General features: G+C 67.0%; 28 protein-coding genes. 21 read left to right on the top strand and 7 right to left on the bottom strand.

Annotation, left to right across the window (positions count from 1 at the left end; all coding sequences use genetic code 11):
- The first annotated feature begins 9 nt into the window (after positions 1-9).
- A complete protein-coding gene (gene dcuS, locus EA798_RS10070; RefSeq protein WP_122099124.1) occupies positions 10-1617 on the top strand; it encodes a DcuS/MalK family sensor histidine kinase in 1608 nt (535 codons plus the stop codon).
- The gene (locus EA798_RS10065) at positions 1614-2339 is read left to right on the top strand and encodes a response regulator (RefSeq protein WP_038664133.1); all 726 of its coding nucleotides are present in this window, start codon (positions 1614-1616) and stop codon (positions 2337-2339) included. Before dcuS ends, EA798_RS10065 begins: the two co-directional genes overlap by 4 nt.
- An 84-nt stretch (positions 2340-2423) precedes the next feature.
- On the opposite strand, the gene EA798_RS10060 is transcribed toward EA798_RS10065, so the two are convergent.
- The gene (locus EA798_RS10060) at positions 2424-2870 is read right to left on the bottom strand and encodes a DUF2147 domain-containing protein (protein WP_122098856.1); all 447 of its coding nucleotides are present in this window, start codon (positions 2868-2870) and stop codon (positions 2424-2426) included.
- A gap of 389 nt (positions 2871-3259) precedes the next feature.
- On the opposite strand from EA798_RS10060, the gene EA798_RS10055 reads away from it, so the two are divergent.
- Entirely contained in the window at positions 3260-4144 is an 885-nt protein-coding gene (locus EA798_RS10055; RefSeq protein WP_122098855.1) for an alpha/beta fold hydrolase, read from the top strand.
- A 159-nt stretch (positions 4145-4303) separates the two neighbouring features.
- Here EA798_RS10055 and EA798_RS10050 read toward each other — a convergent pair whose 3' ends face one another.
- Entirely contained in the window at positions 4304-4693 is a 390-nt protein-coding gene (locus EA798_RS10050; protein WP_122099123.1) for a DUF4168 domain-containing protein, read from the bottom strand.
- 149 nt (positions 4694-4842) lie between these two features.
- On the opposite strand from EA798_RS10050, the gene EA798_RS10045 reads away from it, so the two are divergent.
- From EA798_RS10045 to EA798_RS10015, 7 genes are all read left to right on the top strand, one after another.
- Positions 4843-6321, top strand: a complete 1479-nt coding sequence (locus EA798_RS10045; protein WP_122098854.1) for a sensor histidine kinase — start codon at positions 4843-4845, stop codon at positions 6319-6321.
- Positions 6314-7702 carry a sigma-54-dependent transcriptional regulator gene (locus tag EA798_RS10040; protein WP_122098853.1) on the top strand — a complete coding sequence of 463 codons (1389 nt, stop codon included), beginning with the start codon at positions 6314-6316 and terminating at the stop codon, positions 7700-7702. The genes EA798_RS10045 and EA798_RS10040 overlap by 8 nt, the downstream gene beginning before the upstream one ends.
- A 63-nt stretch (positions 7703-7765) precedes the next feature.
- A complete protein-coding gene (locus EA798_RS10035; RefSeq protein WP_122098852.1) occupies positions 7766-8224 on the top strand; it encodes a YehS family protein in 459 nt (152 codons plus the stop codon).
- Positions 8225-8376: 152 nt separating this feature from the next.
- Positions 8377-9645, top strand: coding sequence for a PQQ-dependent sugar dehydrogenase (locus EA798_RS10030; protein WP_122098851.1), 1269 nt, complete (start codon positions 8377-8379; stop codon positions 9643-9645).
- Positions 9646-9700: 55 nt separating this feature from the next.
- Positions 9701-10039, top strand: coding sequence for a c-type cytochrome (locus EA798_RS10025; RefSeq protein WP_122098850.1), 339 nt, complete (start codon positions 9701-9703; stop codon positions 10037-10039).
- A 67-nt stretch (positions 10040-10106) separates the two neighbouring features.
- Positions 10107-10781: a DUF1028 domain-containing protein gene (locus tag EA798_RS10020; RefSeq protein WP_122098849.1), complete on the top strand. Its 675-nt coding sequence runs from the start codon at positions 10107-10109 to the stop codon at positions 10779-10781.
- 177 nt (positions 10782-10958) lie between these two features.
- Positions 10959-11486 carry a hypothetical protein gene (locus EA798_RS10015; RefSeq protein ID WP_122098848.1) on the top strand — a complete coding sequence of 176 codons (528 nt, stop codon included), beginning with the start codon at positions 10959-10961 and terminating at the stop codon, positions 11484-11486.
- Here the strand turns inward: EA798_RS10015 and EA798_RS10010 are convergent.
- Positions 11483-13849 carry a putative bifunctional diguanylate cyclase/phosphodiesterase gene (locus EA798_RS10010; RefSeq protein ID WP_122098847.1) on the bottom strand — a complete coding sequence of 789 codons (2367 nt, stop codon included), beginning with the start codon at positions 13847-13849 and terminating at the stop codon, positions 11483-11485. The genes EA798_RS10015 and EA798_RS10010 overlap by 4 nt on opposite strands.
- A complete protein-coding gene (locus tag EA798_RS10005; RefSeq protein ID WP_122098846.1) occupies positions 13836-14921 on the bottom strand; it encodes an ABC transporter substrate-binding protein in 1086 nt (361 codons plus the stop codon). Before EA798_RS10005 ends, EA798_RS10010 begins: the two co-directional genes overlap by 14 nt.
- A 203-nt stretch (positions 14922-15124) precedes the next feature.
- On the opposite strand from EA798_RS10005, the gene EA798_RS10000 reads away from it, so the two are divergent.
- From EA798_RS10000 to EA798_RS09990, 3 genes are all read left to right on the top strand, one after another.
- Positions 15125-15793 (top strand): phosphoribosyltransferase, encoded by a 669-nt coding sequence (locus tag EA798_RS10000; RefSeq protein WP_122098845.1) that lies wholly within the window; start codon positions 15125-15127, stop codon positions 15791-15793.
- Positions 15790-16443, top strand: a complete 654-nt coding sequence (locus tag EA798_RS09995) for a dienelactone hydrolase family protein (protein WP_122098844.1) — start codon at positions 15790-15792, stop codon at positions 16441-16443. Before EA798_RS10000 ends, EA798_RS09995 begins: the two co-directional genes overlap by 4 nt.
- A gap of 113 nt (positions 16444-16556) precedes the next feature.
- The gene (locus tag EA798_RS09990; RefSeq protein ID WP_122098843.1) at positions 16557-16985 is read left to right on the top strand and encodes a DUF2628 domain-containing protein; all 429 of its coding nucleotides are present in this window, start codon (positions 16557-16559) and stop codon (positions 16983-16985) included.
- On the opposite strand, the gene EA798_RS09985 is transcribed toward EA798_RS09990, so the two are convergent.
- The 3 genes from EA798_RS09985 to EA798_RS09975 are packed head-to-tail and all read right to left on the bottom strand — an operon-like array spanning position 16980 to position 19931.
- Positions 16980-17987, bottom strand: a complete 1008-nt coding sequence (locus EA798_RS09985) for an ArsA family ATPase (RefSeq protein WP_122098842.1) — start codon at positions 17985-17987, stop codon at positions 16980-16982. The two genes, EA798_RS09990 and EA798_RS09985, sit on opposite strands and share 6 nt — an antisense overlap.
- A gap of 4 nt (positions 17988-17991) precedes the next feature.
- Positions 17992-18258: a cory-CC-star protein gene (locus EA798_RS09980; protein ID WP_003283230.1), complete on the bottom strand. Its 267-nt coding sequence runs from the start codon at positions 18256-18258 to the stop codon at positions 17992-17994.
- The gene (locus EA798_RS09975) at positions 18255-19931 is read right to left on the bottom strand and encodes a carbon starvation CstA family protein (RefSeq protein ID WP_122098841.1); all 1677 of its coding nucleotides are present in this window, start codon (positions 19929-19931) and stop codon (positions 18255-18257) included. Before EA798_RS09975 ends, EA798_RS09980 begins: the two co-directional genes overlap by 4 nt.
- A 263-nt stretch (positions 19932-20194) precedes the next feature.
- On the opposite strand from EA798_RS09975, the gene EA798_RS09970 reads away from it, so the two are divergent.
- The 8 genes from EA798_RS09970 to EA798_RS09935 are packed head-to-tail and all read left to right on the top strand — an operon-like array spanning position 20195 to position 26965.
- A complete protein-coding gene (locus EA798_RS09970; protein WP_106156132.1) occupies positions 20195-20686 on the top strand; it encodes a Na+/H+ antiporter subunit E in 492 nt (163 codons plus the stop codon).
- Positions 20686-20937, top strand: coding sequence for an MrpF/PhaF family protein (locus tag EA798_RS09965; protein ID WP_106156129.1), 252 nt, complete (start codon positions 20686-20688; stop codon positions 20935-20937). The genes EA798_RS09970 and EA798_RS09965 overlap by 1 nt, the downstream gene beginning before the upstream one ends.
- The gene (locus tag EA798_RS09960; RefSeq protein WP_106156126.1) at positions 20930-21223 is read left to right on the top strand and encodes a cation:proton antiporter; all 294 of its coding nucleotides are present in this window, start codon (positions 20930-20932) and stop codon (positions 21221-21223) included. The genes EA798_RS09965 and EA798_RS09960 overlap by 8 nt, the downstream gene beginning before the upstream one ends.
- Positions 21216-22124 (top strand): hydrogenase subunit MbhD domain-containing protein, encoded by a 909-nt coding sequence (locus EA798_RS09955; protein ID WP_122098840.1) that lies wholly within the window; start codon positions 21216-21218, stop codon positions 22122-22124. The genes EA798_RS09960 and EA798_RS09955 overlap by 8 nt, the downstream gene beginning before the upstream one ends.
- Positions 22121-22402: an NADH-quinone oxidoreductase subunit K gene (locus EA798_RS09950; protein ID WP_003283241.1), complete on the top strand. Its 282-nt coding sequence runs from the start codon at positions 22121-22123 to the stop codon at positions 22400-22402. The genes EA798_RS09955 and EA798_RS09950 overlap by 4 nt, the downstream gene beginning before the upstream one ends.
- Positions 22399-23823 carry a complex I subunit 5 family protein gene (locus tag EA798_RS09945; RefSeq protein ID WP_122098839.1) on the top strand — a complete coding sequence of 475 codons (1425 nt, stop codon included), beginning with the start codon at positions 22399-22401 and terminating at the stop codon, positions 23821-23823. The genes EA798_RS09950 and EA798_RS09945 overlap by 4 nt, the downstream gene beginning before the upstream one ends.
- Positions 23820-25316, top strand: a complete 1497-nt coding sequence (locus EA798_RS09940) for a complex I subunit 5 family protein (protein ID WP_122098838.1) — start codon at positions 23820-23822, stop codon at positions 25314-25316. Before EA798_RS09945 ends, EA798_RS09940 begins: the two co-directional genes overlap by 4 nt.
- Positions 25313-26965 (top strand): complex I subunit 5 family protein, encoded by a 1653-nt coding sequence (locus EA798_RS09935; RefSeq protein ID WP_122098837.1) that lies wholly within the window; start codon positions 25313-25315, stop codon positions 26963-26965. The genes EA798_RS09940 and EA798_RS09935 overlap by 4 nt, the downstream gene beginning before the upstream one ends.
- The last annotated feature ends 4 nt before the right edge of the window (positions 26966-26969 follow it).

Raw genomic sequence — 26969 nt, 5'->3', positions numbered from 1 at the left:
AGAATGGCTTTGCGCTTGCGCCTGAACACGCTGATCTCGCTGCTGGTCGCCGTCATGGTGGTGCTGGCTCTGGCGCTGGCCCTCTGGCTGTTCAACGTGCAGCTGCAGGACACCCTGGAAGAGGGGCAGGCCTCGCGGGTCACCAACCTGGCGCAGAGCGTGGCCGCACGTGCCGACGTGCAGCGAGCGCTGGCCAGCCCGAATGCCGATTTCAGCCTCGATAACCCGCTGCAACGGGACATCGACGGCCTGCGCCAGCGCCTGGGCGTGGACTTCATCGTGGTGATGAATCCGCGGGCGCTGCGCCTGACGCACCCGCAGCCGACCCTCATCGGGCAGGCCTTTCGCGGCGACGACGAAGGTCGCGCGCTGGCAGGGGAAACCTATGCCTCGCGGGCCGATGGCAGTCTGGGCAGCAGCATTCGCGGCTTCGCCCCGGTGCTGGACGACGAGGGTGCGGTGATCGGTGCCGTTTCCGTTGGCGTCACCCTGGCCTCGCTCGGCGAACTGTTGCGGGCGCATCAACGCGGCGTGGTCTTCGGCGTGCTGGCGCTGATGCTGGTCACCGCCCTCGGCGCGCACCTGCTGGCGCGCTATATCAAGCGGGTGTTGCTGGGCCTTGAGCCCTACGAGATCACCCGGCTGGTGGAGGAGCGCCAGGCGATGCTGGCCTCGGTGCGCGAGGGCGTGCTGGCGGTCGACGATCAGGCGCGCATCACCCTGGTCAACCCGGCAGCGGAACGGTTGCTGGTCAGCACCGGGCTGGGCAAACCGCCACTGGGCCGGCCGATTGCCGAGTACCTGCCTGCCAGCGGTCTGCCAGAAGTGCTGGCCAGCGCGACCGAGCAGCTGGATCGTGAATTCAACCTCAACGGCCGGGCGATCCTCGCCAATCGTGCACCGATTCGTCACCAGGGCCGGGTGATCGGTGCCATCGCCACCTTCCGCGACAAGAGCGAGGTCAACGCACTGGCTGAACAGCTGACCGGCGTCAGTCGCTATGCCGAAGCGCTGCGCGCCGCGACCCACGAATTCAAGAACAAGCTGCATGTGTTGCTCGGCCTGGCACAGCTGGGTGATCTGGAAGCCCTGCGCGTCTACCTGCGCGATCTTGCCGACCACCAGCTGGCGCCGGCGACAGTGCTGGTCGAGGGGATTGGCGAACCGGTGCTGGCGGGTTTTCTGCTGGGCAAGCAGAGCGAAGCCCGCGAACGTGGCATCGACTTTCAGGTCGACGTCGAACATCCCCTGCCAGCTGCCGCGCCCGAGCAGATTCATGGCCTCGTCACCGTCCTCGGCAATCTTCTGGAAAATGCCTTCGAGGCGGTGGCCGAGCAGGACGAGCGTCGGGTCAGCCTGACGCTGAACTACGACGAAGCGCTGCTCTCGCTGCATGTGCAGGACAGTGGTGGCGGTATCGAGGCCACCGTGCGCGAGCAGATTTTCGAGCGCGGCGTGTCGACCAAGGGCGAGCGTCGCGGCATCGGCCTGGCTGCTGTGCAGGAGCAGGTCGAGGCCTGGGGTGGCAGCCTGGCGGTCTATTCCGAAGCGGGCCGCGGCAGCCTGTTCGAGGTCGAATTGCCCTATCGGACCGCCGCGGAAGGGGAGGCACCATGAAAACCGCCATGCGCGTGCTGATCGTCGAGGACGACCCGATGGTCATGCGCCTGAATGTCGACTACCTCGCCCGTCTCGACGGCATCGAGTTGGTCGGCCAGTGCGAGAGCGTGCCAGCAGCGCTGGAGATGCTCGAACGCGAGCCGGTGGACCTGCTGCTGCTTGATGTCTACCTGCGCAATCGCTCCGGCCTCGAGGTGCTCCGTCACCTGCGCGCGCAGGACCGCAATACCGATGCGGTGCTGATCACCGCGGCTTCGGAGATCGACACGGTACGCGCGGCGCAGCGCCTCGGCGCGCGTGATTACCTGGTCAAACCGTTCAGCTTCGAGCGCTTTCGCGATGCCATCGAGACGTGCCGCCGCGCCCGCGAGTCGCTCTCCCGGCTGCCGGATCAGCTCGGCCAGGGCGATATCGACCGGCTGTTCAGCCAGCCTGCTGCAGTCGAGGTGCGCCGTCCCGGCGATCTGCCCAAGGGGCTGACCCCGGCGTCACTGGCACAGGTGGCGCAGGCGATCCTTGCGCTGGAGGACGACGGCTTCACCAGCGAAACCCTGCTGCCCGCCACCGGCATGTCGCGCGTCTCGGTGCGCAAATACCTCAAGCACCTGAACGACATGCAGCTATTGGAAGAATCCTTTCACTACGGGCAGATCGGCCGGCCGTCGTTCCGTTATCGCTGCCTGGATCGCGCGGCGTTGCAGCGGCTGGCACAAGGCTGACGCGTCTGTCGCCGGCCCTGCCAGCAAGGCTTGGGCCATTGACGATGATGACGCACCGTTTGACCTGCCGCGGCGAGCGTCGCCTTACTGGCGGACCCAGGTCTGCGTCCGGCCCAGGGCCTCGATGCCGAGGTAGCCGCGCACTTCCAGCTTGTCGCCGCCTTCCAGCAGCTTCGCCTTGGCGCGGTAGGTCTTGCCCTTGGCCGGGTCGAGGATCGTGCCGTTGCTCCACACCTGCTCGCCGTCCGGCTTGAGGTCCTGCAGGATGGTCATGCCGGTGATGGGCTGGTCCTTGCGCTCGCCTTCGCATTGGCTGCACACCGGATTGGCACCCTGATCCGACTTGAGAATCTCCGCGACCTTGCCAGTCAGCGTACCGTCGGCCGCCTGCTGGATTTCGACGATGGACTTGGGCTTGCCGGTCTCGTCGTCGATGGTCTGCCAGCGCCCGGCAGGCGAGTCGGCCGCGATAGCCAGGGACGAGAGCGACAGTGGCAGGGCCAGCAGCAAGGCATTGAAGATTGAGCGCATGGTTTCTCCAGTGATCGAATAGGTGGCACCGACTCTATCACCGGCGATACAGCCCGGCTGCCGCTTGCCGGCTGACCGGTTGGTTCTCGTCACATACGCCCTTTTAGTCGTCCTGTTTCGGCTGGATCGAGCTGGCGCCGCGCTGTTGCCTGGGCGTGGATTCAGGCGAACGCCTTGCGTCGATTAACGCCAGCCTGTGCTTTTGACCTTGCGAGTCACTTTGTCAGTCACGGCCAGTTTCGCTTTGCCTAATCGATGGACAAAGCGGCCAACCCGATCGGTCTGTGCCTGCCTGACTCGCGGAGCCACTAAGCTGGCCGGCACGGCAAGTCGCCATGCCATGCCATCCCGCTAGACTGGCTTCGTCTCCACTAGAACAAGAAAAACGAATGAGTAGCACTGACTGCATAGCGCTGGATTCGTGGCGCGCCAGCGCTCGAGAGTTCGATTTTGGCGGCAAGCGCATTCGCTACTGGACGGCCGGCGAAGGTGAGCCGCTGCTGTTGATCCATGGCTTTCCCACCGCCAGCTGGGACTGGCACAAGGTCTGGCAGCCGCTGGCGGCGCGCTATCGGCTGATTGCCTGCGACATGCTCGGCTTCGGCTATTCGGCCAAGCCGCGCGGGCATGCCTACAGCCTGATCGAGCAGGCCGATCTGCAGCAGGCACTGCTGGCGGAGCTGGGCATCGACTGCGCGATCCATGTGCTGGCACATGACTATGGCGACAGCGTCGCCCAGGAGCTGCTGGCGCGGCATTGCGAAGGGCGCATCGCGCTGGCCAGTTGCGTGTTCCTCAATGGCGGGCTGTTCCCTGAAACCCATCACCCGGTGCGGGTGCAGAAACTGCTGCTCGGCCCGTTCGGCTTTCTGCTGGGCCGGCTGTTCTCGCGGCGTACGCTAGGGGCGACGTTCGGGCGGGTGTTCGGTGCGCAGACGCAGCCGAGCAACGCCGAACTGGACGATTACTGGCGACTGATCGCCGAAGGCAACGGACCGGCGGTGATGCACCGGCTGATCCGCTACATGCCGGAGCGGGTGGCGCAACGCGAGCGTTGGGTGGCGGCCATGCAGCGCTGCGATGTGCCGCTGCGGGTGATCGACGGCGCGGCCGATCCAATCTCCGGCGCCCACATGGTGGCCCGCTACCGCGAGCTGATTCCGGCGCCCGACACCGTGCTGCTGGAGGGCATCGGTCACTACCCGCAGGTCGAGGCGCCAGAGCGGGTGCTCGAACACTACTTTGCCTTCAGGCAGAGACTGCACGGGCGGTGACCGACGCCGCACCTCTGCCCAAGGCTTCTCGAAGCTCGCCGCTGTTGAAGCGTGGCGTATCAGGTTTTCGTTATCCAAAACCCAAAGAGCCCCGCCGGCATCGGCCGGGCGGGGCTCCGATCGTTCGGCGAGCTGCTCTGGCAGCAGCGCCGGGACGACTTACTGCATCATCGCAATCACGCGGTTGCGCAGCTCCGGGTCGGTCTGCACGGCTTCGTTAATGGCGTTGTATTCCTCGATGCTGATGTTGTTTTCCTCGATCACGCCAAGCATCTTCTCGTTGGCCTGCTGCTGAAGGTCGCGGGCCTTGTTGGCGTCTTCGGTCTGTTGCAGCTTGCCGGTGAACTCCTCACGGATTTCCATGATCTCGCCGAGCGACTCGGCGAAGCTTTCCAGTTTCTTTTCACTGAACTGCTGCGTTTGCGCGCCAGCGGCGGGCTGGGCAGCGGGTGCCGGGTTGGCTGATTGGGCCGATGCAAGGGGGGCGGCCAGGCCGAGGAACAGCGAAAAGATACCGGCGAAGGCGAGACGAGCGTTGTGCTGGGTCATGTTCATTCCTGCTTCGGTTAAAGACGCATTCCTTGGTGCAGTAGCCGTGCCAGCTTTTCCATAAAGCTTCATGTTATTGATTTAAATAGTATTTTTCGTTTCGTCGGGGTGCGGTGGACCTGTCGGGCAGCGGTCTGTAGTGTGCCGGTATGACACATGTATCAATCTGGCAGCGGCCAGCCAGCCTGCGTGGCGCGCTCTTGCTCAAGGTCATCGTGCCGCTCATGGCGATCATGTTCGGCTTCAGTTCGGTGGTGCTGTGGACGGTCGAGCGCAGCAGCGAGCGGCGGCTGCAGGCCGAAGTGGAACTGGTCGCGCGGGCGGTACGCCTGCCGCTCAGCGCCAGCCTGGAAAAGAACCACGAGCGCACCCTGCAGCAGGTGCTGGAGTCGGTGCTTGGCGTCGGCCGCGTCTATGGCGCCTACGTCTACGACCGTGACGGCAAGCTCGCGGCCTATGCCGGTGCGGTGGAGCCGGATCAGGATGCGTCGGCGATCCAGCAGCTTACCGAAGGCGGCGAGCTGACCGGCGAGTACCAGCGCATCAACGGTCGCCCGGTGTATTCCTATTTCGTTCCGCTGGAAGAAAGCGGTGGGCAGATCAATGGCCTGCTGCAGGTGACCCGGCGCTGGGGCGATTTCGAGCAGGATATCCGTCGCCTGCGGCTGATCGCTGCCGGGCTGGGTGGGCTGCTGGCCGGGGTGGCGCTGGTGGTGATCCTGCTTGGCCACCGTTCGGCCGTGGGCAAGCATCTGCAGCAGCTGGCGCGCAGCATGGAGCGCGTCGCGGCTGGCGAGCGCGAGCATCGTGCACCGCGCAGCGGGCCGCAGGAGATCATGGTGCTGTCCGGCGCGCTGAACCAGATGCTCGACAGCATCGCCGCCGCCGAACGCCAGGTCGCCGAGCAGCAGGCCCGCGAGGAGCAGTTGCAGGCGCGCCTGCGTCAGAGCCAGCAGCTGGCGGCAGTGGGGCGGTTGGCAGCCGGCGTGGCCCACGAGCTGGGCAGCCCGCTGAGCGTGATCGATGGCAAGGCGCAGCGGGTGTTGCGCGACGACGAGCTGGCCGAAAGCCATCGCCGCGCGCTGTTGCAGATTCGCCAGCAGGTGGCGCGGCTCAGCGCGATCGTCCGTCAGCTGCTGGATTTCGGCCGGGCCGCCGGCTCACCCCCGCGCCGCGTGCCGGCCGAGGTGCTGGCGCATTCGGCCGCCGCCGCCGTGGCCGACGAGCTGGCCGCGCTCGAGGTCCGCCTGCAGCTGCAGGCGCCGCCGCAGACACTGCATTGCCGGGTCGACCCGCCGCGTTTCGAGCAGGCGCTGACCAATCTGTTGCGCAACGCCGCCCAGGCCAGCCCGGGAGGCGAGGTACGGCTGAGCTGGTGGGGCGATGGTCGCGAGTTGTTCATGCAGGTCGAGGATGACGGCCCGGGCATTGCCGAAAGCCATCGCGGGGAGCTGTTCGAGCCGTTCTTCACCACCAAGCCAGTAGGCGAGGGCAGCGGCCTGGGCCTGGCGGTGGCCCATGGCGTGGTCAGCGAGTGCGGCGGGCGTATCGAGCTGGTCGACGGCCGGCTGCCGGGCGCGGCATTTCGCATCGCGCTGCCATTGAGCGAGGAGGAGAATCATGACTGACGCGGTGCAGGAGCGTGTGCTGCTGGTCGAAGACGATGACAGCCTGCGCCAGCTGCTGGTCGAGGAGCTGGAGGATCGCGGGCTGCAGGTGCGCGCGCTGGCCAGCGCCGAGGAGGCGGTGGGTTCCCTGGAAAGCTGGGAGCCGGCGCTGGTGGTCAGCGACCTGCGCCTGCCCGGCGCCGATGGCATGGCGCTGCTGCGGCGGGTGAAGAGCATGCAGGCGGCACCGGCGTTTCTGGTGATCACCGCGTTCGGCAGCATTCAGCAGGCGGTGGCGGCGCTCAAGGAAGGTGCCGACGAGTTCCTCACCAAGCCGCTGGACCTCGAGCACTTCGCCCTGGCGGTCGGCCGCGCGCTGGAGACGCGGCGCCTGCGCGACGAAGTGCGACGCTTCCAGCAGCTGCTCAGCGATGATCGCTTCCACGGCATGCTCGGCCGCAGCCGGGTGATGCGCGGGCTGTTCGACCAGATCCGCCAGCTCGCCCGTGCCGAAGGGCCGGTACTGGTGATCGGCGAGAGCGGCACCGGCAAGGAACTGGTCGCCCGCGCCGTGCATGCGCAAAGCGAACGTGCCAAAGGCCCGTTCCTGGCCATCAACTGCGCCGGGTTGCCGGCCGAGCTCCTGGAAAGCGAGTTCTTCGGCCATGTCACCGGTGCCTTCACCGGCGCCAACCGCGCGCACAAGGGGTTGTTCCAGCAGGCCGACGGCGGCACGCTGTTTCTCGACGAGATCGGCGAGATGCCGCTGCCGCTGCAGGCCAAGCTCCTGCGCGTGCTGCAGGAAGGCACGATCCGCCCGGTGGGTGCCGAGCGCGAACTCAGCGTGGACGTGCGCATCATCGCCGCCAGCAACCGCCCGCTGGAAACCGAGGCCGGCCGCGAGGCGTTCCGCGAGGACCTGTTCTTCCGTCTGGAAACCTTCATCCTGCAGGTGCCGCCGCTGCGTGATCGGGAGGAGGACCTCGAACTGCTGGCCGCCGGCTTCGTCGCCCACTTCGCCGCGCGCAGCGGGCGGCCGGTACGTGGCCTGACTCCAGCGGCGCTGGAGCAGCTACGCCGCTATCCGTTCCCGGGCAACGTGCGCGAGCTGCAGAACGCCATCGAGCGGGCAGTGACCTTCTGCCACGGGCGCAGCATCGAGCTGGAGCACCTGCCCAGCCGCATCGCCGACTATCGTGACGACAAGGCCTGCAGTGCTGGTACCGAGTTGCTTGCCCAGCTCAGCGATGGCCCGTTGCTGCCGACCCTGGAAGAGCTGGAACTGCGTTATATCGAGCACGTGCTCAAGCTGGTGGACGGCAACAAGCGCCGCGCGGCGGCCCTGCTCGGCATCGGCCGGCGCACGTTGTACCGTCGCCTCGGCGAGCGCGAAGACGGTTGATCGGGCTCGCCGCAGGGCGCCCGAAAGCGCACACTGCCGGCCTTTTCTCAGTGAGGAGCGAACATGCTCAACAACGACGTCCTGCGCAGCCTGCGCTACACCCTCAAGGCCAGTGATGCACAGATGGCCGAAATCGCGGCCCTGGGTGGTTGCACGGTTGCCGAGGCCGAGGTTCGTGCCTGGCTCAGCCGCGAGGACGAGGACGGCTATCAGGAATGCCCGGACGAGGCGATGGCGCGTTTTCTCGACGGGCTGATCTATTTCAAGCGCGGCAAGGATGAAAGCCGCCCGGCACCGCCGCTGGAACTGCCGGTCAGCAACAACCAGATCCTGAAGAAGCTGCGGGTGGCCTTCGAGCTGCGCGACGAAGACCTGCAGGCGATCCTGCATGCCGCCGACCTGCAGCTGTCGAAATCCGAGCTCGGCGCGCTGTTCCGCAAGCCCGGCCACAGCAACTACCGCGCCTGCGGCGATCAGCTGCTGCGCAACTTCCTCAAGGGGCTTTCGCTGCGCCAGGGCTGAGCTGCACCGCACGGCACCTCAAGTGGTAAATGGCCAGGCGGCCGCTACGCTGAAGCAGGCAGCTAGCCGCATGCCCGGTGCGCAGCTCGGCGCCGGGAACGCCATAACAACAAGATGACCGCCCCCTGTGGCGGTGCCCCGAGGTGCGTGCCATGAAGATTCCCTGCCTGACCCTGAGCGCCCTGCTCGCGCTGAGCTGCGCCGCCGCCATCGCGGCGCCGACCAGTGACGAAGCCCTGGAGCGCATGCGCTCGATGAAGACCACCGGCCAGTCCCTGGACATGAAGACCATTGCCCAGGACGGCCCCACCGCCGATGCCATCCGCGAGAACCTCAAGCGCATCAAGCTGCCCGAAGGGTTTCGCATCGACCTCTACGCCGTAGTGCCCGATGCCCGCCACATGGCAGTCGGGCCGTCCAGCGGAGTGGTCTTCGTCGGCACCCGCAAGACCGATCTGTGGGCGGTCACCGATCGCACCAAGAACCGCACCGCCGACGAAGTGAAGCGTTTCGCCCCGGCGATCTCCTTCACCCAGCCTGGTCCCTGTTTCAGCCCGGACGGCTTTCTGTTCGTCGCCGAGCACAACCGCGTGCTGGTGTTCCCGGCCGCCGAATTCTTCTACGAGGGGCCGGACGTGGCGGCGGACATCGTGGTGCCGACCGGCGAGCTGATCCCCAAGGACGAGGAGAGCTACAACCACGGCGCGCGGGTCTGTGCCATCAGCCCGGACAGCAAGCTCACCATCTCCCTCGGCCAGCCGCACAACGTGCCGCCCAAGGACAAGCTGGAGCTGTACGAGCGGCACGGTATCGGCGGCATCGTGCGCATGGAGCGCGACGGCAGCAAGCGCGAGGTCTACGCCACCGGCGTGCGCAACTCGGTGGGCATCACCTATCACCCGACGACGAAGGAGTTGTGGTTCACCGATAACCAGGTCGACGGCATGGGCGACGACACGCCGCCAGGCGAGATCAATCATGCATCCAAGGCCGGAATGAAGTTCGGCATGCCGTGGTACGGCGGCGGCCAGGTGCGTACCAACGAGTACGCCGACGAAACGCCGCCCGAGGGCCTGACCCCGCCCGTGGTGGAAACCACCGCCCACGCCGCCGACATGGGCCTGACGTTCTACACCGGCAAGCAGTTTCCCGAGCAGTACCGCGGCGGCCTGTTCAGCGCCCAGCGCGGCAGCTGGAACCGCACCGTGCCGGCTGGCGCGCGGGTGATGTTCACGCCGTTTGCGGCCGATGGCAGCGGTCCGTCCGGCGAGACAGTGCCCTTCGCCGAAGGCTGGCTGGACGAGGAAACCGGCGAGTACTACGGCCGCATCGTCGATGTCGCCCAGCTCAAGGATGGCTCGTTGCTGGTCAGCGACGACACCGCCGGCGCCATCTATCGCATCTCCTACCAGGGCAAGTGAGCCGCCGCGCCGGCCTGCCGTTCATGGCGGGCTGGCGCCATTCGAGGATTCCTGCATGTCGATGGTTTTCAAGCGGCGGCTGTCCCAGGCGCTGGCACTGCTGCTGGGCAGCGCCTGCCTTCCGGCCCTGGCGGCGGATCTGACCGCCGCCAAGGCCAAGGCGAAGATGTGCGCGGCGTGTCACGGTATCGATGGCATCGCCAAGGTCGCCGATGCACCGAACCTGGCCGGCAACGGCGAGCTGTACCTGGCGCGGCAGCTGCAGGCCTTCCGCTCCGGTGAGCGCAAGCATCCACAGATGAGCGTCATCGCCTCCGGACTGAGTGACGAGGATATCGCCGCGGTCACGGCCTGGTATTCGGCGATCAAGGTCAGTGTCGAATTGCCCGAGTGAGCCGCCCGCTCTGAACGTTTGCCCCTCGGCCCGGGCCTAAGCCCTGACGAATCCAGAGAGCACGCCCATGACCTTTTCCATCATTGCCCGCTGCCCGCGCACCGGTCAGTTCGGCGTGGCCGCCGCCACGGCGATGCCCGCCGTCGGCAAGCTGCTGACCCACGCGGCGGCGCATGTCGGCGCGGTGGCGACCCAGGCGCAGATCAATCCGTACCTGGGTATTGATGGCCTGCGTTTCCTGCGCGAGTTCAGTCCGGCCGGCGAAGTGCTCGAGCGGCTGCGGCGCACCGATCCGTGCATGGAGCTGCGCCAGTGTGCGGTCATCGACAGTAGCGGGCGCACCGCCTGCTGGACCGGCGAGCGCTGCCTGCCCTGGGCCGGCTCCATCGCCGGCGAGCAGTTCTGCGTGCAGGGCAACCGGCTCAAGGGGCGCGAGGTATTGGAGGCGGCTTGCGAAGCCTATGTCGGCAGCTCGCATCTACCGCTGGTGGAGCGCCTGATGGCCGCGCTGGCGGCTGGCGACGCCGAGGGTGGCGACCGCCATGGCGAATCCTCGGCGACGGTGTATGTGGTCGACCAGGAGCAATACCCGTTGTGGGATATCCGCGTCGACCATCATCGTGACCCCTTCGCCGAGCTGCGCCGGCTGCACGAGGTGTTTGCCCGCGAGGTGGTGCCGGAAATCCTCGCCATGCCGACCCGCGCCAATCCGGCCGGGGCGGCTGGAGAAGAAACCATCTGATCGCTGAACCGGCTTGCAGCGGCGGGCTGGCCGGCAGCGACCGCGCAACGCAAAGCACGACGCCGTCGAATGCTGGCGGTTGGCTATGCTCCAGGCAGTGAATGCGCTGTTCGTGCGCGGCGCCGCTGCTCGGTCGGCTGCGCCGGCGTGGGTGGTCGGGCCGTGAGGGTGCATGTTATGCGTATCGCGCTGGTTTTCCTGTTCCTCGTTCTCGGTGGCTGCGCCAACATCTGGCGGATGGACAACGGGCCGCTGACCGCCTTTAGCGAGTCCGTGCGCGAGTCGCCGGATCCACGCAACACCATGGTCTGGATCGATCTGCAGAAAAAAACCGATACCCGCGTGCTTGCTGCGCAGATCAAACTGGCCGAGCAGGCACCATTGGTGGCGATCGGCACGCTGCGTCCGGAATTCGTCGCGCAGTTCCTGCCTCCCTGGGAACCGCCGCCGCAGTGGCCGGAGATCGTCAAGCAGAAGGCGCGTCAGGATGACAACTACCAGGGCGGCGGCATCTACGTGAGCTTCCGCCAGGGGCGGCTGGTGTATGTCAGCCTGGTCTCGCAGCTGCGTGGCGAACGCTTCTACCCGCAGGTCGCCGCGCCCGCTTCGTCGGAGCTGCTGAGCCTGCCGCTCAGCCGTGCGCAGATGGAGGCGGTGTTCGGGCCGCCACGGCGCGTCTATCGTGTTTCCGAGGTGCGCTACTAGCGCGCCAACGCATCAGGCGCCAGCTGTTCCAGACGCAGCGCAGCCTGGGCACGGTTGCGTACCGCCATCCAGTCCTCCAGCGCCGCGAGCGAGCGCGGTGGCGAGATCAGGTAACCCTGGAACAGGTCGCAGCCGGCCTGCAGTAGCGCCGACTGCTTTTCCATGTTGTCCACGCCTTCGGCGTTCACCCGTTTGCCTTGCGCATGGCAGAACGCGACGAGGGCGCTCAGGCTCTGCTGCATGTCCGGCTGTGTCAGGCGGGTGATGATCGCCATGTCCAGTTTGATGGTGTCGGCCGGGTATTCGAGCAGTTGCTGGATCGAGGTATAGCCGACGCCGAAATCGTCGATGGCGACTCGGAAGCCGGCTCGGCGAATCGCCTGCACAACCTGCATGGTGTCGGTGCAGAGTTCGGCAGCGTAGGTTTCGGTCAGCTCGATTTCGATCCTGCCCGGCGCGACGCCATGATGTGCGGCACGCTCGAGCAGGTAATTGCAGATGCGGTCATCCGCGAGCTGGGCGGACGATACGTTGATTGCCAGGATGACCTCGGCACCGAACAGCTCGACCAGCTTGGGATATTCGGCCAGGGCACGGTCGATGACCCAGTTGTCGATCCTGGAGTGAAGCCCGGCGCGCTCGGCGATGGGGATGAACTCGCCGGGCGATACCGTGCCCAGAATGGGCGAATGCCAGCGCAGCAGCACTTCGCAGCTGACCACGGTGCCTTCGCGATTCAGCGCCGGCATGTAGACCAGGCGCAGCTGGTCGTCGCCGTCCAGCGCCCGCAGCTGGTCTTCGATCAGGCGGATGCGCTCGTTGCGCTGCTCCAGCTCGCGGCTGAATGCCACTACCGTGCTCTTGCCCTCCGCCTTGGCCTGATACATGGCGGTGTCGGCGCGGGTCAGCAGCTGGGTGATCGAGTCCGCATCATCCGGATAGCGCGCGGTGCCGATGCTGACGCCAACCGGGTAGAGGCGGTCTTCGAGGCGAAAACCGCCGCGGCAAAGATCGAGCACTGCCGCACACAATTCATCGACCCCGCCGTCGCTGGCGTCGGTCATCAGCAGGATGGCGAACTCATCGCCGGACAGTCGCGCAAAGGCCACATCCGTTTGCGCATGCTCCAGCTGATGGCGCTTGAGCAAACCGCGGACGCGCTGGGCGAAGATTCGCAGCAGCGTGTCGCCGGCATCGTGACCGTGCTGGTCGTTGACCTGCTTGAAGTTGTCCAGATCGAGGAACAGCAGCGCCAGGCGCCTGTGGGCTTGCAGGCAGCGCTCGTACATGGCGTTGGCCAGCACGCCGAAGTGCGCGCGATTGCTGATCTGCGTCAGGCTGTCTGTCCAGGAGATGACCTGGATGCGTTCCAGCGCTTCGGTGTTGCGCTCGTGCAACGTCTTCATGTTGACCGTCAGGCGTCCAATCTCGCCGCCGTCGGTGGGTTCGTCGAGTGCGGTGCGTTTGCTCTGCAGCAGGTCGGTGAGCTGGTCATCCAGCTGGCTGATGGGGCCTGTGACGTAACGGCGAATCAGCCACAGCAACAGGCCGATGGACACCAGGCAGATCAGCGAGCCGCCGGCGACGAAGGCCAGCGCCAGGGTCTGCAGACGCTCGGCGGTATAGGTCGCGGCTGGCGTCAGCCGTGCATGCAATGCCGGTGACAGCGCGATTGCAGCAGACAGGCCCGACTCGACCGGCAGCTGGTGCAGCTCGATCTCGACCGCGGCGCCGTATTCCTCTTCAAGGCTGCGCTTGAGCTTGAGAAAACGCTCCGGGCGCACCGCCAGCTGCACGGCAAAGGCTTCGCTGCGCTGACTTGGCAGGGGGCGGCTGCTGCTGGCCGGCAGGATGAAATCGGTGTCCAGCAAGAGCGGTCCGCCGTCGGCGTGCGCGACATAGCGAGTCGCACCGGGGCGGGACGAGCGTCTGGCTTCAGCCACGATCTGTCGTTGGGTCTCATCCATCGAAGCGAACGGCGACAGGCTGCTTTCGAAATAGTAGGCCGGCTCGCCATCGGGCTGCAGCACGGCAAAGGAGACGAACGAGAGCTCGGTGTTGGACAGCGAACGGATGCTCTGCTGGATCCGCAGCCCGAGCGTGTCGTTGCGAAAAGCGGTATCCGATTCGCGCAGGAACAGCAGCAATGCCTCGCTATCCATGATCGAGTACAGCACGCTGCGATTGAATGCCTCGTAGTCGAGATAGGCCGACTGCAGCGCCAGCAGCTGCTGTTCCAGACGCGCCTGTTCCAGGCCCAGCAGCGAGGCGCGCTGGGTCAGGTAGGCGGTGGTCGATGCGAGCAGCTGGATGATCAGAATGACCGGGAAGATTACCAGCAGCGCGCGTTTACCGAGCGTCATGGGCGTTGATCAGGGCGCTGATGATGCGTCTGCGGGTCTGCGTGGCTTCCAGCGGGCGCATCTCGTAGACCTGGCTGCGCGCCAGCACGTCATCCGCCGGGTAGATCGTCAGATCCGCGCGGATCTCCTCTGGCAGCAGCGCCTGGGCCGCGGCGTTCGGTGTAGCCACACCCAGCTCGGCAGCGTTCAGCGCAGCGATATCCGGCCGGTTCAGGAAGTTGAGGAAGCGATAGGCCAGGGGCTTGTTGCGGGCGATGCTCGGCACCGAGAGGCAGTCGACCCAGAGCAGGGTGCCTTCTTCGGGCACGACGTAGCGCCAGGGCTCGCCTTGCACCCCCTCGACCTGGTTGAGCACTTGCTGGTCGCCGCTATAGGCCAACGCCATATCGGCACGATCGAGATGGCGCTGACTACGCAGCGCGGTGATCGCGTATTCGTAGGTCAGCACAGCCTCGGATTGGCTGACCAGCAGTTCGAACGCCGCCTTCAGCTCATCGTTGTCCGAGGTGTTGATCGAGTGTTTCAGCAGGATCAGCGGGCTGGCGAGGATATCCTCGTGGTCTTCCATCATGATGATGTGCGGTTCGTCCGGGCGCGCCGGTTTCAGCAGGTCGGCCCAGGAGTGCGGTACGAAGTCCAGACGGTCACTGCGATAGGCGATGCCCAGCGTGCCCCACAGGTACGGCACGCTGTAGCGCCCGCAGCTGTCGCGCCAGCGCGGCGCTGCACGGTGCAGCTTGGCCAGGCTGGGTTCGTCGAGCGGCTGCAGCAGGCCGCGGGCGCCGAAACGGGTCGAGCTGATCAGCTCGGTCAGGGCGATATCGATCTGGTGATCGGGTTTGGCGAGGATTTCGTCACGCTTGTCGCCGCTGTCGAAATAGACCTGTCTGATCTCGACGCCGGTCTCAGCCTGCCAGCGCTCGATCACCGCTTCGCTGAGGTATTCCTCCCAGGTGAGCAGCGTCAGGGTTTCGCCTGCGTGGAGCGAGGTGGTTGGCGATAACAGGCCGACCAGTATCAACAGCAGGGTGCGGGCACGCCAAAGCGCCGGTTTCTTGTTGTTATGGAGCATCGGCATCTATCCATCGGCTGGCACAGAATAGTGGCACTTTAATGGCGCCATATCGCCGGCGGCAATGCTTTTGTCGCTCCGCGGTTTTCCCATCCGATCGACGGTGGAATCGCCCTGTGTCGTTTCGCCGCAGAAGGCCTGCCGATCACTGATTATTGAGCCAGACTCCTAACTGTTAGAGCGGTTACGCCGAGGAGCCTGTCATGACCCTGAAGATTCCTTTCCCCGATCGAACGCAGGCCGGTGCGGCACTGGCCGAGCGCCTGGCGCAGGAGGGTGGCTGGGGAAACGCGCTGGTCCTGGCACTGCCCCGCGGAGGCGTACCGGTGGCTTACGAGGTGGCGCAACGCCTGGGGCTGGAGCTGGATATTCTGGTGGTACGCAAGCTCGGCACGCCGGGCAATCGCGAGCTGGCCATGGGTGCCATCGCCAGTGGCGGCGTGCGGGTGATGAACGAGGACATCGTGCGCTACGTGCACGTCTCAAAGGCCGAAATAGACGGAACCGTCGCGCAGGAGACCCATGAGTTGCAGCGCCGCGAGCGGGCCTACCGCGGTGATCGGCCGCAGCCGGTCATCGCCGGGCGTGCGGCGATCCTGGTCGACGACGGGCTGGCCACCGGCGCGACCATGCGCGCCGCGGTGCAGGCCGTGCGCCAGCTTGGCGCGAGCGGCATCACCGTCGCCGTACCCGTGGCGGCGCCGGACAGCGTCGCGCAGCTGGAGTCGCTGGCCGATCGTATCGTCTGTCTGCATCTGCCCCATGATCTGTATGCCATCGGCCGCTGGTACGAAAATTTCGATCAGACGCCGGATTGGCAGGTCGTTGAACTGCTGCAGCGTGCCTGGAACCGGGGAGAGCAGCCCGCATGAGCCAACCGACCTCGACCCCGATGCGCTTCACCCTCGGCAAGGCGCGCCTGCATGGCGACCTCTGCGTACCGCCAGACGCCGCTGGCCTGGTGGTCTTCGTGCACGGCAGCGGCAGCAGCCGGCACAGCCCGCGCAACCAGAGCGTGGCGCGCTATTTCAACGAGCTGGGCCTGGCGACGTTGCTGTTTGATCTGCTCACCGCCGATGAGCAATCGATCGACGAGATTACCCGTCAGCTGCGTTTCGACATTCCGTTGCTCAGCCAGCGTTTGAGCGGGGTGGTTGATCAGCTGGGCAACGACGCGGGCCTGCGCGAACTGCGCATCGGCCTGTTCGGGGCCAGCACCGGAGCCGCCGCGGCGCTGATTACCGCGGCGTCGCGCCCGGCGGATGTCGCTGCGGTGGTGTCGCGTGGCGGTCGCGTCGATCTCGCTGCTCAATCGCTGGCCCGGGTGAAGGCGGCTTCGCTGTTCCTCGTCGGGAGTCGCGATCTGGAAGTGCTGGAACTCAATCGCGCGGCTGCGGCGCGGCTGCAGTGCGTGCATCAGCTGCAGGTGGTGCCGGGCGCGACCCATCTGTTCGAGGAACACGGCACGCTGGAACAGGTGGCGCGGCTGGCCGGGGACTGGTTCGTGAGGCATCTGTGCTGAGACCTGACGCTGGCTGGGCCTGGAAACATGCTGTGAAGCACGCTACAGACACGTCGATTGGCTTGGATCATCGGCGGCAGGGATCATAGGGCGCTCGACGACAAGGAGGTCTTATGGATACCCGCAACCCCTATGCACCCCCTCTCGCCGTGCTTGCCGGCGATGAGACGGCCCGGATCGAGGCGCTGCCGGTTTCTGCCAGTTGGAAACGTCGCTTCCTGGCCATTGCCCAAGCGGGCGGGCCGCGACTGCCCGCGTTCAAGCGCCTGCCGCCGGCAGAGCGACGCAAGGCCCTGGCCTTCAACATCCTCGCCTTTCTGTTCGGCCCGTTGTATTACCTGGCCAAGGGCATGTGGCGCCGTGCGATCAGCTTCACGCTGCTGGCGCTGATCGCAATCACGTTGATCGTCCTGCTGCTCGACGCGTCGGGTTACGGCGAGTTCGCCCGCTTCCTCGCCTATGGTGCCGCCGGCGTGTTTGGCATGCGCGCCAATCTCGATTTCTACAAGAGCCAGGTGCTGGGCGACAACGGCTGGCTATAGCATTGCCGTTGCGTCACTCAACTGGCGAGCGAACGCCTCCAGCGCCGCTTCGCCGACCACATCACCGGGCAAGAGCGGCAGCTCCAGCAGTGGTAGCTGGCCCAGCGCCTGGCGCAGGGTGGCGAGATGCTGTTCCTCCAGGGCGTGGCGTTCGGCGAGAAAGGCGCCGGCATCGGCCGGCGAGCGCTTGTTCACCACCAGCGCGCCGACCGGCGTACCGGCGCGCTGCAGCTGCGCATGCAGTTCGATGGTTTCCAGCACCGGCAGCCGCTCGGCGGCGAGGACGATGACGAACGCGCACTGCTGCGCATCACCGAGCACCTCGCGCAGCCGGTTGAAGCGCTCGCGGCGACGGTCGAGGATCTGGCGAATACGACTGTCGCGATCCGGCGCAGCCTCGCCATCGTTCTGGCCGAGGATGGACTGGCCGAAGCCGCGATCGTCCTGGCCGAGGTTCTTCAACACCTGGCTGAAGCGCGAGCCGCGCGCCTGCCGGCGCAGCAGGCCTTCGGTCCAGGCGCTCATCATTTCCGGCAGCGCCATCAGCCGCGCCGTGTGCCCGGACGGGGCGGTATCGAACACCAGCAGGTCGTATTCGGCTAGACCCTGGTCGACGGTTTCAGCGATGCGTTCCAGCAGCGCCGCCTCGTGCATGCCCGGGGCATCGCGCGACAGCGCCATGTGCTTGTCCACTTCGCCGGCCAGGTGCGCCGGCATCAGCTTGCGCAGGGCGGCGCCGACGTCCTCGAGGTGCTGCTGCACGGTGAGTTCCGGGTCCAGTTCCAGGCCGTCCAGCCCGGCCGCCAGGCGCACTTTCTGCGGGCCCACCGGGCGCTGCCAGAGGTGCCCGAGGTTGTGTGCCGGATCGGTGGAGACCAGCAGCACGCGGCGTCCAGCTCGCGCCTGAGCGAGGGCGGTGGCCGCGGCGACGGTGGTCTTGCCGACGCCGCCCTTGCCGCCGAAGAACAGTACGCGCCGCTGTTCGGCCAGCTCTAGCAACATGGCGTCAGCAACATCCGATGTGATCCAGTGGCGAGCGCTCCATGCCCATGCGCCGATGCCAGTCATGGAAGCGCTCGTACAGTGCCGGCATCAGCTCCAGGGTGTACCAGGCGGCCGGGTTGGGCACGCCCAGGGTTTCGGAGAACACCAGCAGCATGAACAGGTCGTCTTCGTCACGCCGGGCGCGGGCGAAGGTCCGGCGATAGGGCGCAACGTAGAACTCGCGCAACCCCGCCGAGACCTTGCCGAGAATGCTCAGCGGCTCGCTCACGGCTGCGCCTCGAAGGCCTGTTCGGCCGGGTCGCGGCCTTTGCGCATGGCGATCACCGCTTCCAGGGTGACCCATAGCGCAGCAATCAGAATGATCACGTCCATGCCCAGTAGCAGCCAATTTTCGGCGCGGTAGAACTGGCCCATCTGCACCAGTAGCGCATAGATCGACATGGCCAGCAGGAACACCAGCGGCACCAGGGTGTAGATCGGCGATCGGCCGAGCTTGATCAGGATGACGGTGATCACCGCCAGGGTCAGGCCGGCCAGCAACTGGTTGGTGGTGCCGAACAGCGGCCAGATGACCATGCCGCCGGTGCCATCGGAGCCGGCGCCGAAGGCCAGCGCCATGCACACGCCGACGGCGATCAGCGTGCCGATCAGCGTGTTGACCTTCATTCCGGCCAGCTCGCCGGCTTCCTGGATGACGAAGCGCTGCAGGCGCAGGCCGGTGTCCATGGTGGTGCCGGCAAAGAGGATCGCCATCACCGCGAGAATGGTCCCGCCGAGCTCGGCAGGCAGGCCCAGACCGTTGGCCAGCAGCGTGCCGCCGCCCTGCACGAAGGCGGTGACGCCGCCGCTGCCGAAGGCGGTGTAGACCTGCTGCCAGTCGGTCAGGGTGGCGAAGCCGGCGGTGCAGCAGATGATCGCCGCCAGTGACAGCATGCCTTCGCCCATGGCGCCGAAATAGCCGACGAAACGGGCGTCGGTTTCCTTGTCCAGCTGCTTGGAGGTGGTGCCGGAAGCGACCAGACCGTGGAAGCCGGAGATCGCGCCGCAGGCGATGGTGACGAACAGCAGCGGCACGATGCTCGGGGTATCGGCCGGCAGCTCCTGGTTGAAGGCCGGCGCCACCAGCTCCGGCGCGCCGAACAGCACCGCCAGGTAGAGCAGGCCGAGGCCGACGAACAGCTGCAGGCCGTTGATGTAGTCGCGCGGCTGCAGCAGCACCCACACCGGCAGCAGCGAGGCGATGGCGGCGTAGAGGAACAGCAGAAGGATCCACAGCGACTTGGCCGACAGGCCCATGACCTCGTCCGGCAGCACGATGGGGTACTGGTTGCCGATCAGGATCAGCGCGTAGAGCACGATCACCCCGCCCAGCGACGGCCAGAGCAGCTTCATGTTGTAGCGGTAGATCATCTGGCCGATCACCAGCGCCACCAGGATCGCGCCCCACACCGGGATCACCGAGGTCGGCGTGGACACCAGCAGGTTGGAGATCACCGCGGCAAAGGCGCCGTTGACCATCAGCAGTACGAGGAAGATCACCACCAGGAACAGGCTGCGTCCGCGTGCGCCGATCAGCCGACCGCTGAGCATGCCGACCGACTGGCCGCGGCTGCGGGCGCTGGCCCAGAGCGCGCCGAAGTCATGCACGCCGGCGAAGAAGATGGTGCCGAAGACTACCCAGGCGAAGGCCGGGCCCCAGCCCCAGATCACCGCGATCGCCGGGCCGACGATGGGCGCGGCGCCGGCCACCGAGGTGAAGTGGTGGCCCCAGAGCACGAATTTGTTGGTGGGAACGTAATCCACGCCGTCGCGCATGGTGTGCGCCGGCGTCCGGTAGTTGGGATCGAGACGGTAGATCCGTTCGGCGATGAACTTCGAGTAGAAAACGTAGCCCAGCGCCATGGCGATCAGGCCTACCAGCAACAACGCAATTGCACTCATCTCGGATTCCTCGGCGTGCTGCTCGCCGGCAGCTCAGCCCTGTTTTGCCCTCGTGGGGTGATTGTTATGACCGGGCGTCCACGCCGCGGCCTCAGGGAGGACAGACCAGCCCCGCGCACGGACGTTCCGCCCGAGTACGGGCGCACACTCGGACCAGGCCCAACGGCAATCTGCTGATACAAGGCATTTGGCAGCGGGATGTGGACAGCGGCGAACTCTTCGCCTCGACTTGATACAAAGACCGGTATGCCAAGGAGGATGTGATGACACAGGCCGCACTGCGTCGCGGAGCCACCGACGCGCTCTTCTGGTCACTGATCTATGCCGCTCTCTGGGCCCTGTTCGCGGCCGGGCAGGGCTGGCTGCTGGGCGTGCCGACCGTTGCATTGGCCGTTGCCCTCAGCCTGTGGCTGGGGTTGCGCCCGTTGGGCATGCGCCTTGGCGCACTGCCGGCATTCCTCGGTTTTTTCCTCAAACACATGTTGCTCGGCGGCTGGGACGTGGCGCGGCGCGCCCTGCAACCGCGCTGCCCGCTGCAGCCGGCCTGGCATCCCTACTCGCTCAGCAGTCAGTCGCCGCGGGTGCGGCTGCTGCTGTCGGCGCTGGTCGGGCTGCTGCCTGGCACGCTCGCTTCGCGCATCGAGGGTGACGAGATGCGTGTGCACGTGCTGGATGAGCGGCTGCCCTGGCAGGCTACCGTCGTCGATCTCGAACAGCGCCTTGAGCGTCTGCTCGGTAGCGGGGAGGTGCGCTGATGGCGCTGTTCTCGGCACTGCTGCTGTTGACGCTGGTCATCGGTCTGTGGCGCGTCCTGCGCGGCCCGGGGCGGGTCGATCGGCTGCTGGCGGTGCAGCTGTTCGGAACCACCGGTGCCGCCCTGCTGCTGGTCATGGCGCAGTGGCAGGGCGCCGCCGGCCTGCGTGATGCGGCGCTGGTTCTGGCGCTACTGGCGGCGATGATCAGCGCCGCGCTGGTGCAACTGCTGCGGCGCAGTCGCCATGAGTGAGCTGCTGGATATGCTCAGCTGGCTACTGCTGGCCGGCGGGCTGTTGTTCTTCGCCGCCGGCAGCATCGGCCTGCTGCGCTTTCCCGACACCCTGAGTCGCCTGCACGCGCTGACCAAGGCCGACACCCTTGGCCTTGGTCTGGTGGTCGCCGGCCTTTCGCTGCGCGCCGACAGTCTGCTGGAAGTCGCGCAGATGCTGCTGATCTGGCTGCTGGTGCTGGCCTCCGGCGCCACCGCCTGCCAGCTGCTGGCACGCCAGTGCGACGAGGAGGGCGGCGATGAGTGAGTGGCTGCTCGACGGAGTACTCGGCCTGTTGCTGCTGGGTCTGGCCGGTGGTGCGTTGCATGTGCGTCAGCTGTATGCCGGGGTGTTGTTGTTCATTGCCTTCGGCCTGGTACTGGCGCTGGCCTGGGCGCGCCTGGGCGCCGCCGATCTGGCGCTGGCCGAGGCCGCCATCGGTGCGGGGCTGACCGGCGTATTGCTGTTCGCCGCATTGGCGCGCCAACCCCAGGCCGGCAGCGAACCGCGCCTGTCGCGGCGCCGTCGCCTGGCCGCGGTACTGGTATTGCTGCCCTTGTTGATCCTGCTGTTGCCGCAGTTGGCTCCGCTGGCCGAGTTGCAGCCGACGGTGCCAGCGCAGATCGACGCGGCTCTGGCGCAAAGCGGCGTCGACCATCCGGTGACAGCGGTGCTGCTCAACTTCCGTGCCTGGGACACGCTGCTGGAACTGGCGGTGCTGCTGCTGGCGCTGCTCGGTGCCCGCCAGCTCGGGTCGCTGCAGCCGCAGTTGAGTGAACCCTGGCCGCTGCTGCAGGCCTGGGGGCGCACCCTGGCACCGCTGCTGGTGCTGGCCGGCGGCTATGTGCTCTGGCGTGGTGCGGCCTCGCCGGGCGGCGCATTCCAGGCCGGCGCATTGCTCGCGGCAGGCATCGTGCTGCTGCGCCTGGCAGGGGCGCTGCCGGCCTTGCTCTGGAGCTTCTGGCCGCTACGCCTGCTGGTACTGATCGGCTTGCTGCTGTTCATCGGTGTGGCGGCGGCCTGCGCCTGGTTCGGTGAGGGCTGGCTGCACTATCCGGCCGGCTGGGCCAAGCCGCTGATTCTGCTCATCGAGGCGGCGGCGACGCTGTCCATCGCGGCCAGCCTGAGTCTGCTGGTGATCGGTGACGAGCCGGAGCCGCAGCCATGAGCGCCACGCTGTTCTGGATCGCCATCGGCTTCGCGCTCTGGTTGCTCGGCCTGCACGGGCTGCTGACGCTGCGCCATGCGCTGCGGCGGATCATTGCGATCAACCTGATGGGCAGCGGGGTGTTCCTGGTGATGATTGCCCTGGCGGCACGCCATGACCCAAGCGATCCGTTGCTGGTGGCGCTGGTGGTCACCGGGTTGGTGGTGGCGGTGAGCGCGACTGCCCTGGCGTTGCGGCTGAGCAGTGCGCTGGCTTCATCGACGGAGCACGAGCGATGAACGCTGCCCTGTTCAGCCTGCTGCTGCCCCTGGCCGGCGCCTTGCTGCTGATTCTGCTGCGCCCGGCGCGCAGCGGGCGCTGGGTGATCGCGCTGAGCCTGGGTGCGCTGATGGCGGCGATCATGGCGCTGCAGGTGGTGCTCGATCATGGTGAGCGCAACCTGCTTGTCGGTGGCTGGGAGGCGGGGCTGGCGATCCGCTTTCGCCTGACACCGCTGGCCGCACTGCTGCTGGTGTTTACCGCGGGGTTGCATTTGCTGGTGGCGCTCTATGCAGCGCGCATCGCCCATGCCGCTGGCAAGGAAGATTACTGGCCGCTGTCCTGCCTGCTGCACGCGGCGCTGGCGGCGCTGTGGCTGTCGGCCGATCTGTTCAACCTCTACGTGACCCTGGAACTGCTCAGCCTGGTGGCCGTGGCGCTGGTGTCGCTGGCCGGGCGCAAGGCCTGGAAACCGGCGCTGAACTACCTGCTGCTGTCGCTGGCCGGTTCGCTGGCCTATCTGCTCGGCGTGGCACTGCTCTACGGGCGCTACGGCGTGCTCGATCTGGCCTTGCTGGCGCAGCTGAGCGAGGCCGATGGCGTGACTCACCTGGCGTTGCTGCTGATGACCCTCGGGCTGATGCTCAAGGCCGCGCTGTGGCCGCTGCACCTGTGGTTGCCGCCGGCCCACGCCGCAGCACCGACGGCGGTCAGCGCGTTGCTCTCGGCGCTGGTGGTCAAGGGGCCGCTGTACATTCTCTGGCTGGTCTGGAGCGAGATCGCCCCGGCTGAATTCGGTCGCGACGCGGGTCTGCTGTTCGGCACCGCCGGGGTACTGGCGTTGCTCGCTGGCGGTTGGTCGGCACTGCGCGCGCCGCGGCTGAAGACCCTGGTGGCCTACTCGACGGTCGCCCAGCTGGGCTATGCGCTACTGGCCCTCGGCCTGCTGCTGCATCTGCCCGAGCCGCGGCTGCATGCGGCCCTTTGGCTGTTCGTGCTGGCCCATGGGCTGGCCAAGGTGTCGATGTTTCTTGCCGCTGGCGAATTGCAGAGCATTCTCGGCAGCAAGCGGGTGACGGGCATGCGCGGCGCCAGCCAGAACGTGCCCATCGCCCTGGCTGCATTTGCCGTAGCCGGTGGCAGCCTGGTGGGCCTGCCGCCCAGTGGCGGCTTTCTGGCCAAGTGGCTGCTGCTGCAGCCGCTGTTCGAGCAGCCGCAGCACTGGCCGTGGGCGGTGGGCGTGCTGCTCGGCACGCTGATGTCGGCCGCCTATGTGTTCCGCGTCGTTGCCCACGGCTTCGACCGGGCACGGCCCAATCCGCCGAGCATCCGCGCGGATCGTCTGGCGCAGTGGCTGGCCCTGCTGCCGGCACTGCTGGTCTGGGGGCTGGCGCTGATCAGCGAGCCGCTGCTGCTCTGGCTCGGAGGGCTTGGACGATGAACTGGCACGGCCTGCTGCCGCTCGGCATCGTGCTCAGCTCGCTGCTGCCGGGCCTGGTGATCTTCGCCCTGCGCGAGGACCAGCAGCGCCTGCGGGTCACGCTCAACCTGCTCGGTGTAACCCTCAAGCTGCTGCTGGTCGGCGGCATGCTCTACGGCGTCAGCCAGGGCAGCGAATACCGTTTCAGCGTGCCGCTGCTGCCAGGTGCGCCGCTGGTGCTGCAGGCCGATGCCCTGTCACTGCTGTTCGTCGCGCTGTCGTCGCTGCTCTGGGCGCTGACCACGATCTACGCCATCGGCTATCTGGAAAACTCGCCGTTGCGTTCGCGTTTCTTCGGCTACTTCAGTCTGTGCGTCAGCGCCACGGTGGGGCTTGCGCTGGCCGGCAACCTGGTGAGCTTCCTGCTGTTCTACGAGTTGCTGACGCTGGCCACCTTTCCGCTGGTGGTGCATCGCGGCACGCCCGAGTCGCTGCGGGCCGGGCGTGTCTACCTGGCTTATACGGTCGGTGGTGGCACGCTGGTGCTGATGGGCGTCGGGCTGCTGCACAGCCTGGCGGGCACGCCGGACTTCCAGGCGGCCGGCTACCTGCTGGAGCAGGTCGACGAACATGACATTGCACTGCGGGTCGCCTTCGCACTGTTGATTCTCGGCCTCGGGGTGAAGGCCGCGCTGATCCCGCTGCATGGCTGGCTGCCTCAGGCGATGGTCGCGCCGGCGCCGGTCAGCGCGCTGTTGCATGCGGTGGCGGTGGTGAAGGCGGGGGCGTTCGGTATCGTGCGGGTGGTCTACGACGTCTTTGGTGCCGAAGCGCTGACCCGGCTGGATCTCACCAGGCCGCTGCTCTGGCTGGCCGCGGCCACCATCCTCTATGGCTCGCTGCGCGCCTTGCAGCAGCAGGAGCTGAAGAAGCGCCTGGCCTACTCGACCATCAGCCAGGTGTCCTACGTGACGCTGGGCGTCGCGCTGCTCGGGCCGATCGCCGCGGTGGGCGGCCTGGTGCATCTGGTGCATCAGGGGCTGATGAAGGTGACGCTGTTCTACTGCGCAGGCAACTTCGCCGAAACCCTGGGGATTCACCGCATTCGCGAGATGGACGGAGTCGGCCGGCGGATGCCCTGGACCATGACGGCGTTTTCCATCGGTGCGCTGGGCATGATCGGCATCCCGCCGATCGCCGGTTTCATCAGCAAATGGACGCTCGGCCTCGGTGCTCTGGAGGTCGGGCAGGACTGGGTGCTGTTGGTGCTGCTCGGTTCGGCGCTGCTCAACGCCGCCTACTTCCTGCCGCTGCTCTGGCGCGGCTGGTTCGCCGAGCCGGCCGACTGGCACGAGAACCGTTGGGCGGAGGAGCGTTTCGAAACCCACTGGATGTTGCTGCTGCCACCGGTGCTCACCGCGCTGCTGTCACTGCTGGTCGGGTTGCTGGCGGCCACGGCGCTCAGCCCGCTGGGCTGGAGCCAGCTGATCGTCGAGCGGGAGTTCGCCATATGAATCCCTGGCTTTGGCTGCTGGTGCCCTTCGCGCCGTTGCTCGGCGGCGTGCTGCTGCTGTGCCTGCGTGAGCGCTCCCTGTCGTGGTTGTGGCTGACCTGCGTGCCGGCGTTGCTGGTGGCGCTGCAGCCTCCGGCGGCGCTGGAGCTGCCCTGGCTGTGGGAGGGGGTGCGCTGGGGCGCGGACGATATCCTGACGCGCGCCTGGCTGGGGTTTTCCGCCGTGCTCTGGGGCTGCGCAGCGGTCTTTGCCAACAGCAGCCTGAGCCGGGACCCGCGTCGGTTGCGCTTCTGGGCGTTCTGGCAGCTGGCGCTGGCCGGCAATCTGTTGCTGATCGTGGCCACCGACGCGCTGAGTTTCTACCTCGGCTTCAGTGCCATGAGCCTGTCCGCCTACGGGCTGATCGTCCACCGTGGCGGCCCGGGACCGCGGCGCGCCGGCCGGCTGTATCTGCAGCTGGCGATCTGTGGCGAGATGCTGCTGCTCGCCGGTCTGCTGTTGCGCACCCATTCCACCGGCCAGGCCTTCGACTTCGCCAGCTGGCAGGCACAACCGATCGACCATCTGACCCTCGCCCTGCTGTTGCTCGGCCTCGGCTTGAAGGCCGGCTTCTGGCCGCTGCACGTCTGGCTGCCGCTGGCCCATCCGGAGGCGCCGGTGCCGGCCAGCGCGGTGCTCTCGGGGGCGATGCTCAAGGCCGGCATCCTCGGCATCTGGCGCTGCGTGCCGGAGGCCGATTCGACGCTGGCCACCTGGAGCATGCCGCTGCTGGCAGCCGGGATCTTCGGCGCGCTCTATGCGGCTGCGTTGGGCCTGTGTGCTGCCAAGTCGAAGGCGGTGCTGGCCTATTCCTCGGTAAGCCAGATGGGCTGGATGCTGATGACTCTGGCGCTGGCGTGGAGCCTCGATGAACCGTCGGCGGGAGTTCTCGCGGTGCTGGTGCTGTTCGGCGTGCATCACGGCCTGGCCAAGGGCGCGCTGTTCCTGGCGGCGGGGATGGTCCATGAAGGGCGTCTGCCCCGGCTGGCCTGGCTACTGTTGTTGCCGCCGGCACTGGCGATCATGGGGGCGCCGCTGACCAGCGGGGCGGCGGTGAAGTACCTGTTCAAGGACGCCCTGCACGACAGCGCCTTCGCGGCCTGGGCGCCGTGGCTAACGCTGGCCAGCTTCGCTACCGCGCTGCTGCTGTTGCGCGCACTCTGGCTGATGTGGCGCGATCAGCAGCATGCCCCGGCGCAGCGCCCGCCGGCTGGCCAATGGCTGCCGTGGGCGGTGCTCAGCACGGCCTCGCTGCTGTTGCCCTGGGTCTGGCCGGCGCTGCGTGAACCCCTGCTGGAGGGCCTTTATCCGGGGGGCCTATGGGCGGCGCTTTGGCCGCTGCTGGCTGCCCTGACGTTGGCTGGATGGGCGCTGCGCCGTGGCTGGCAAGTGCCGTCGCGTCTGGCACGGTTGCCGAACCCGGCGCTGACGGCGTCGCTGTATCTCACGCGGGTGCTGCGTCAGCCGCCACTGCCTGTCCCTGCCATCGGCCTCGAGCGCAATCGCTGGCGTCAGCGCGAGCGGCGCTGGAATCGGCAGTGGGAGCGCGGCGCACTGACGATCAGCGCCTGGCTGCTGGTGGCGCTGCTCTGGCTCGGCTGGCTCTGGTGAGCCG

Source organism: Pseudomonas songnenensis, assembly GCF_003696315.1.
Lineage (GTDB): Bacteria > Pseudomonadota > Gammaproteobacteria > Pseudomonadales > Pseudomonadaceae > Stutzerimonas > Stutzerimonas songnenensis.
Note: the sequence above shows the minus strand (reverse complement) of the source record. Positions and strands in the feature narration are given on the sequence as shown.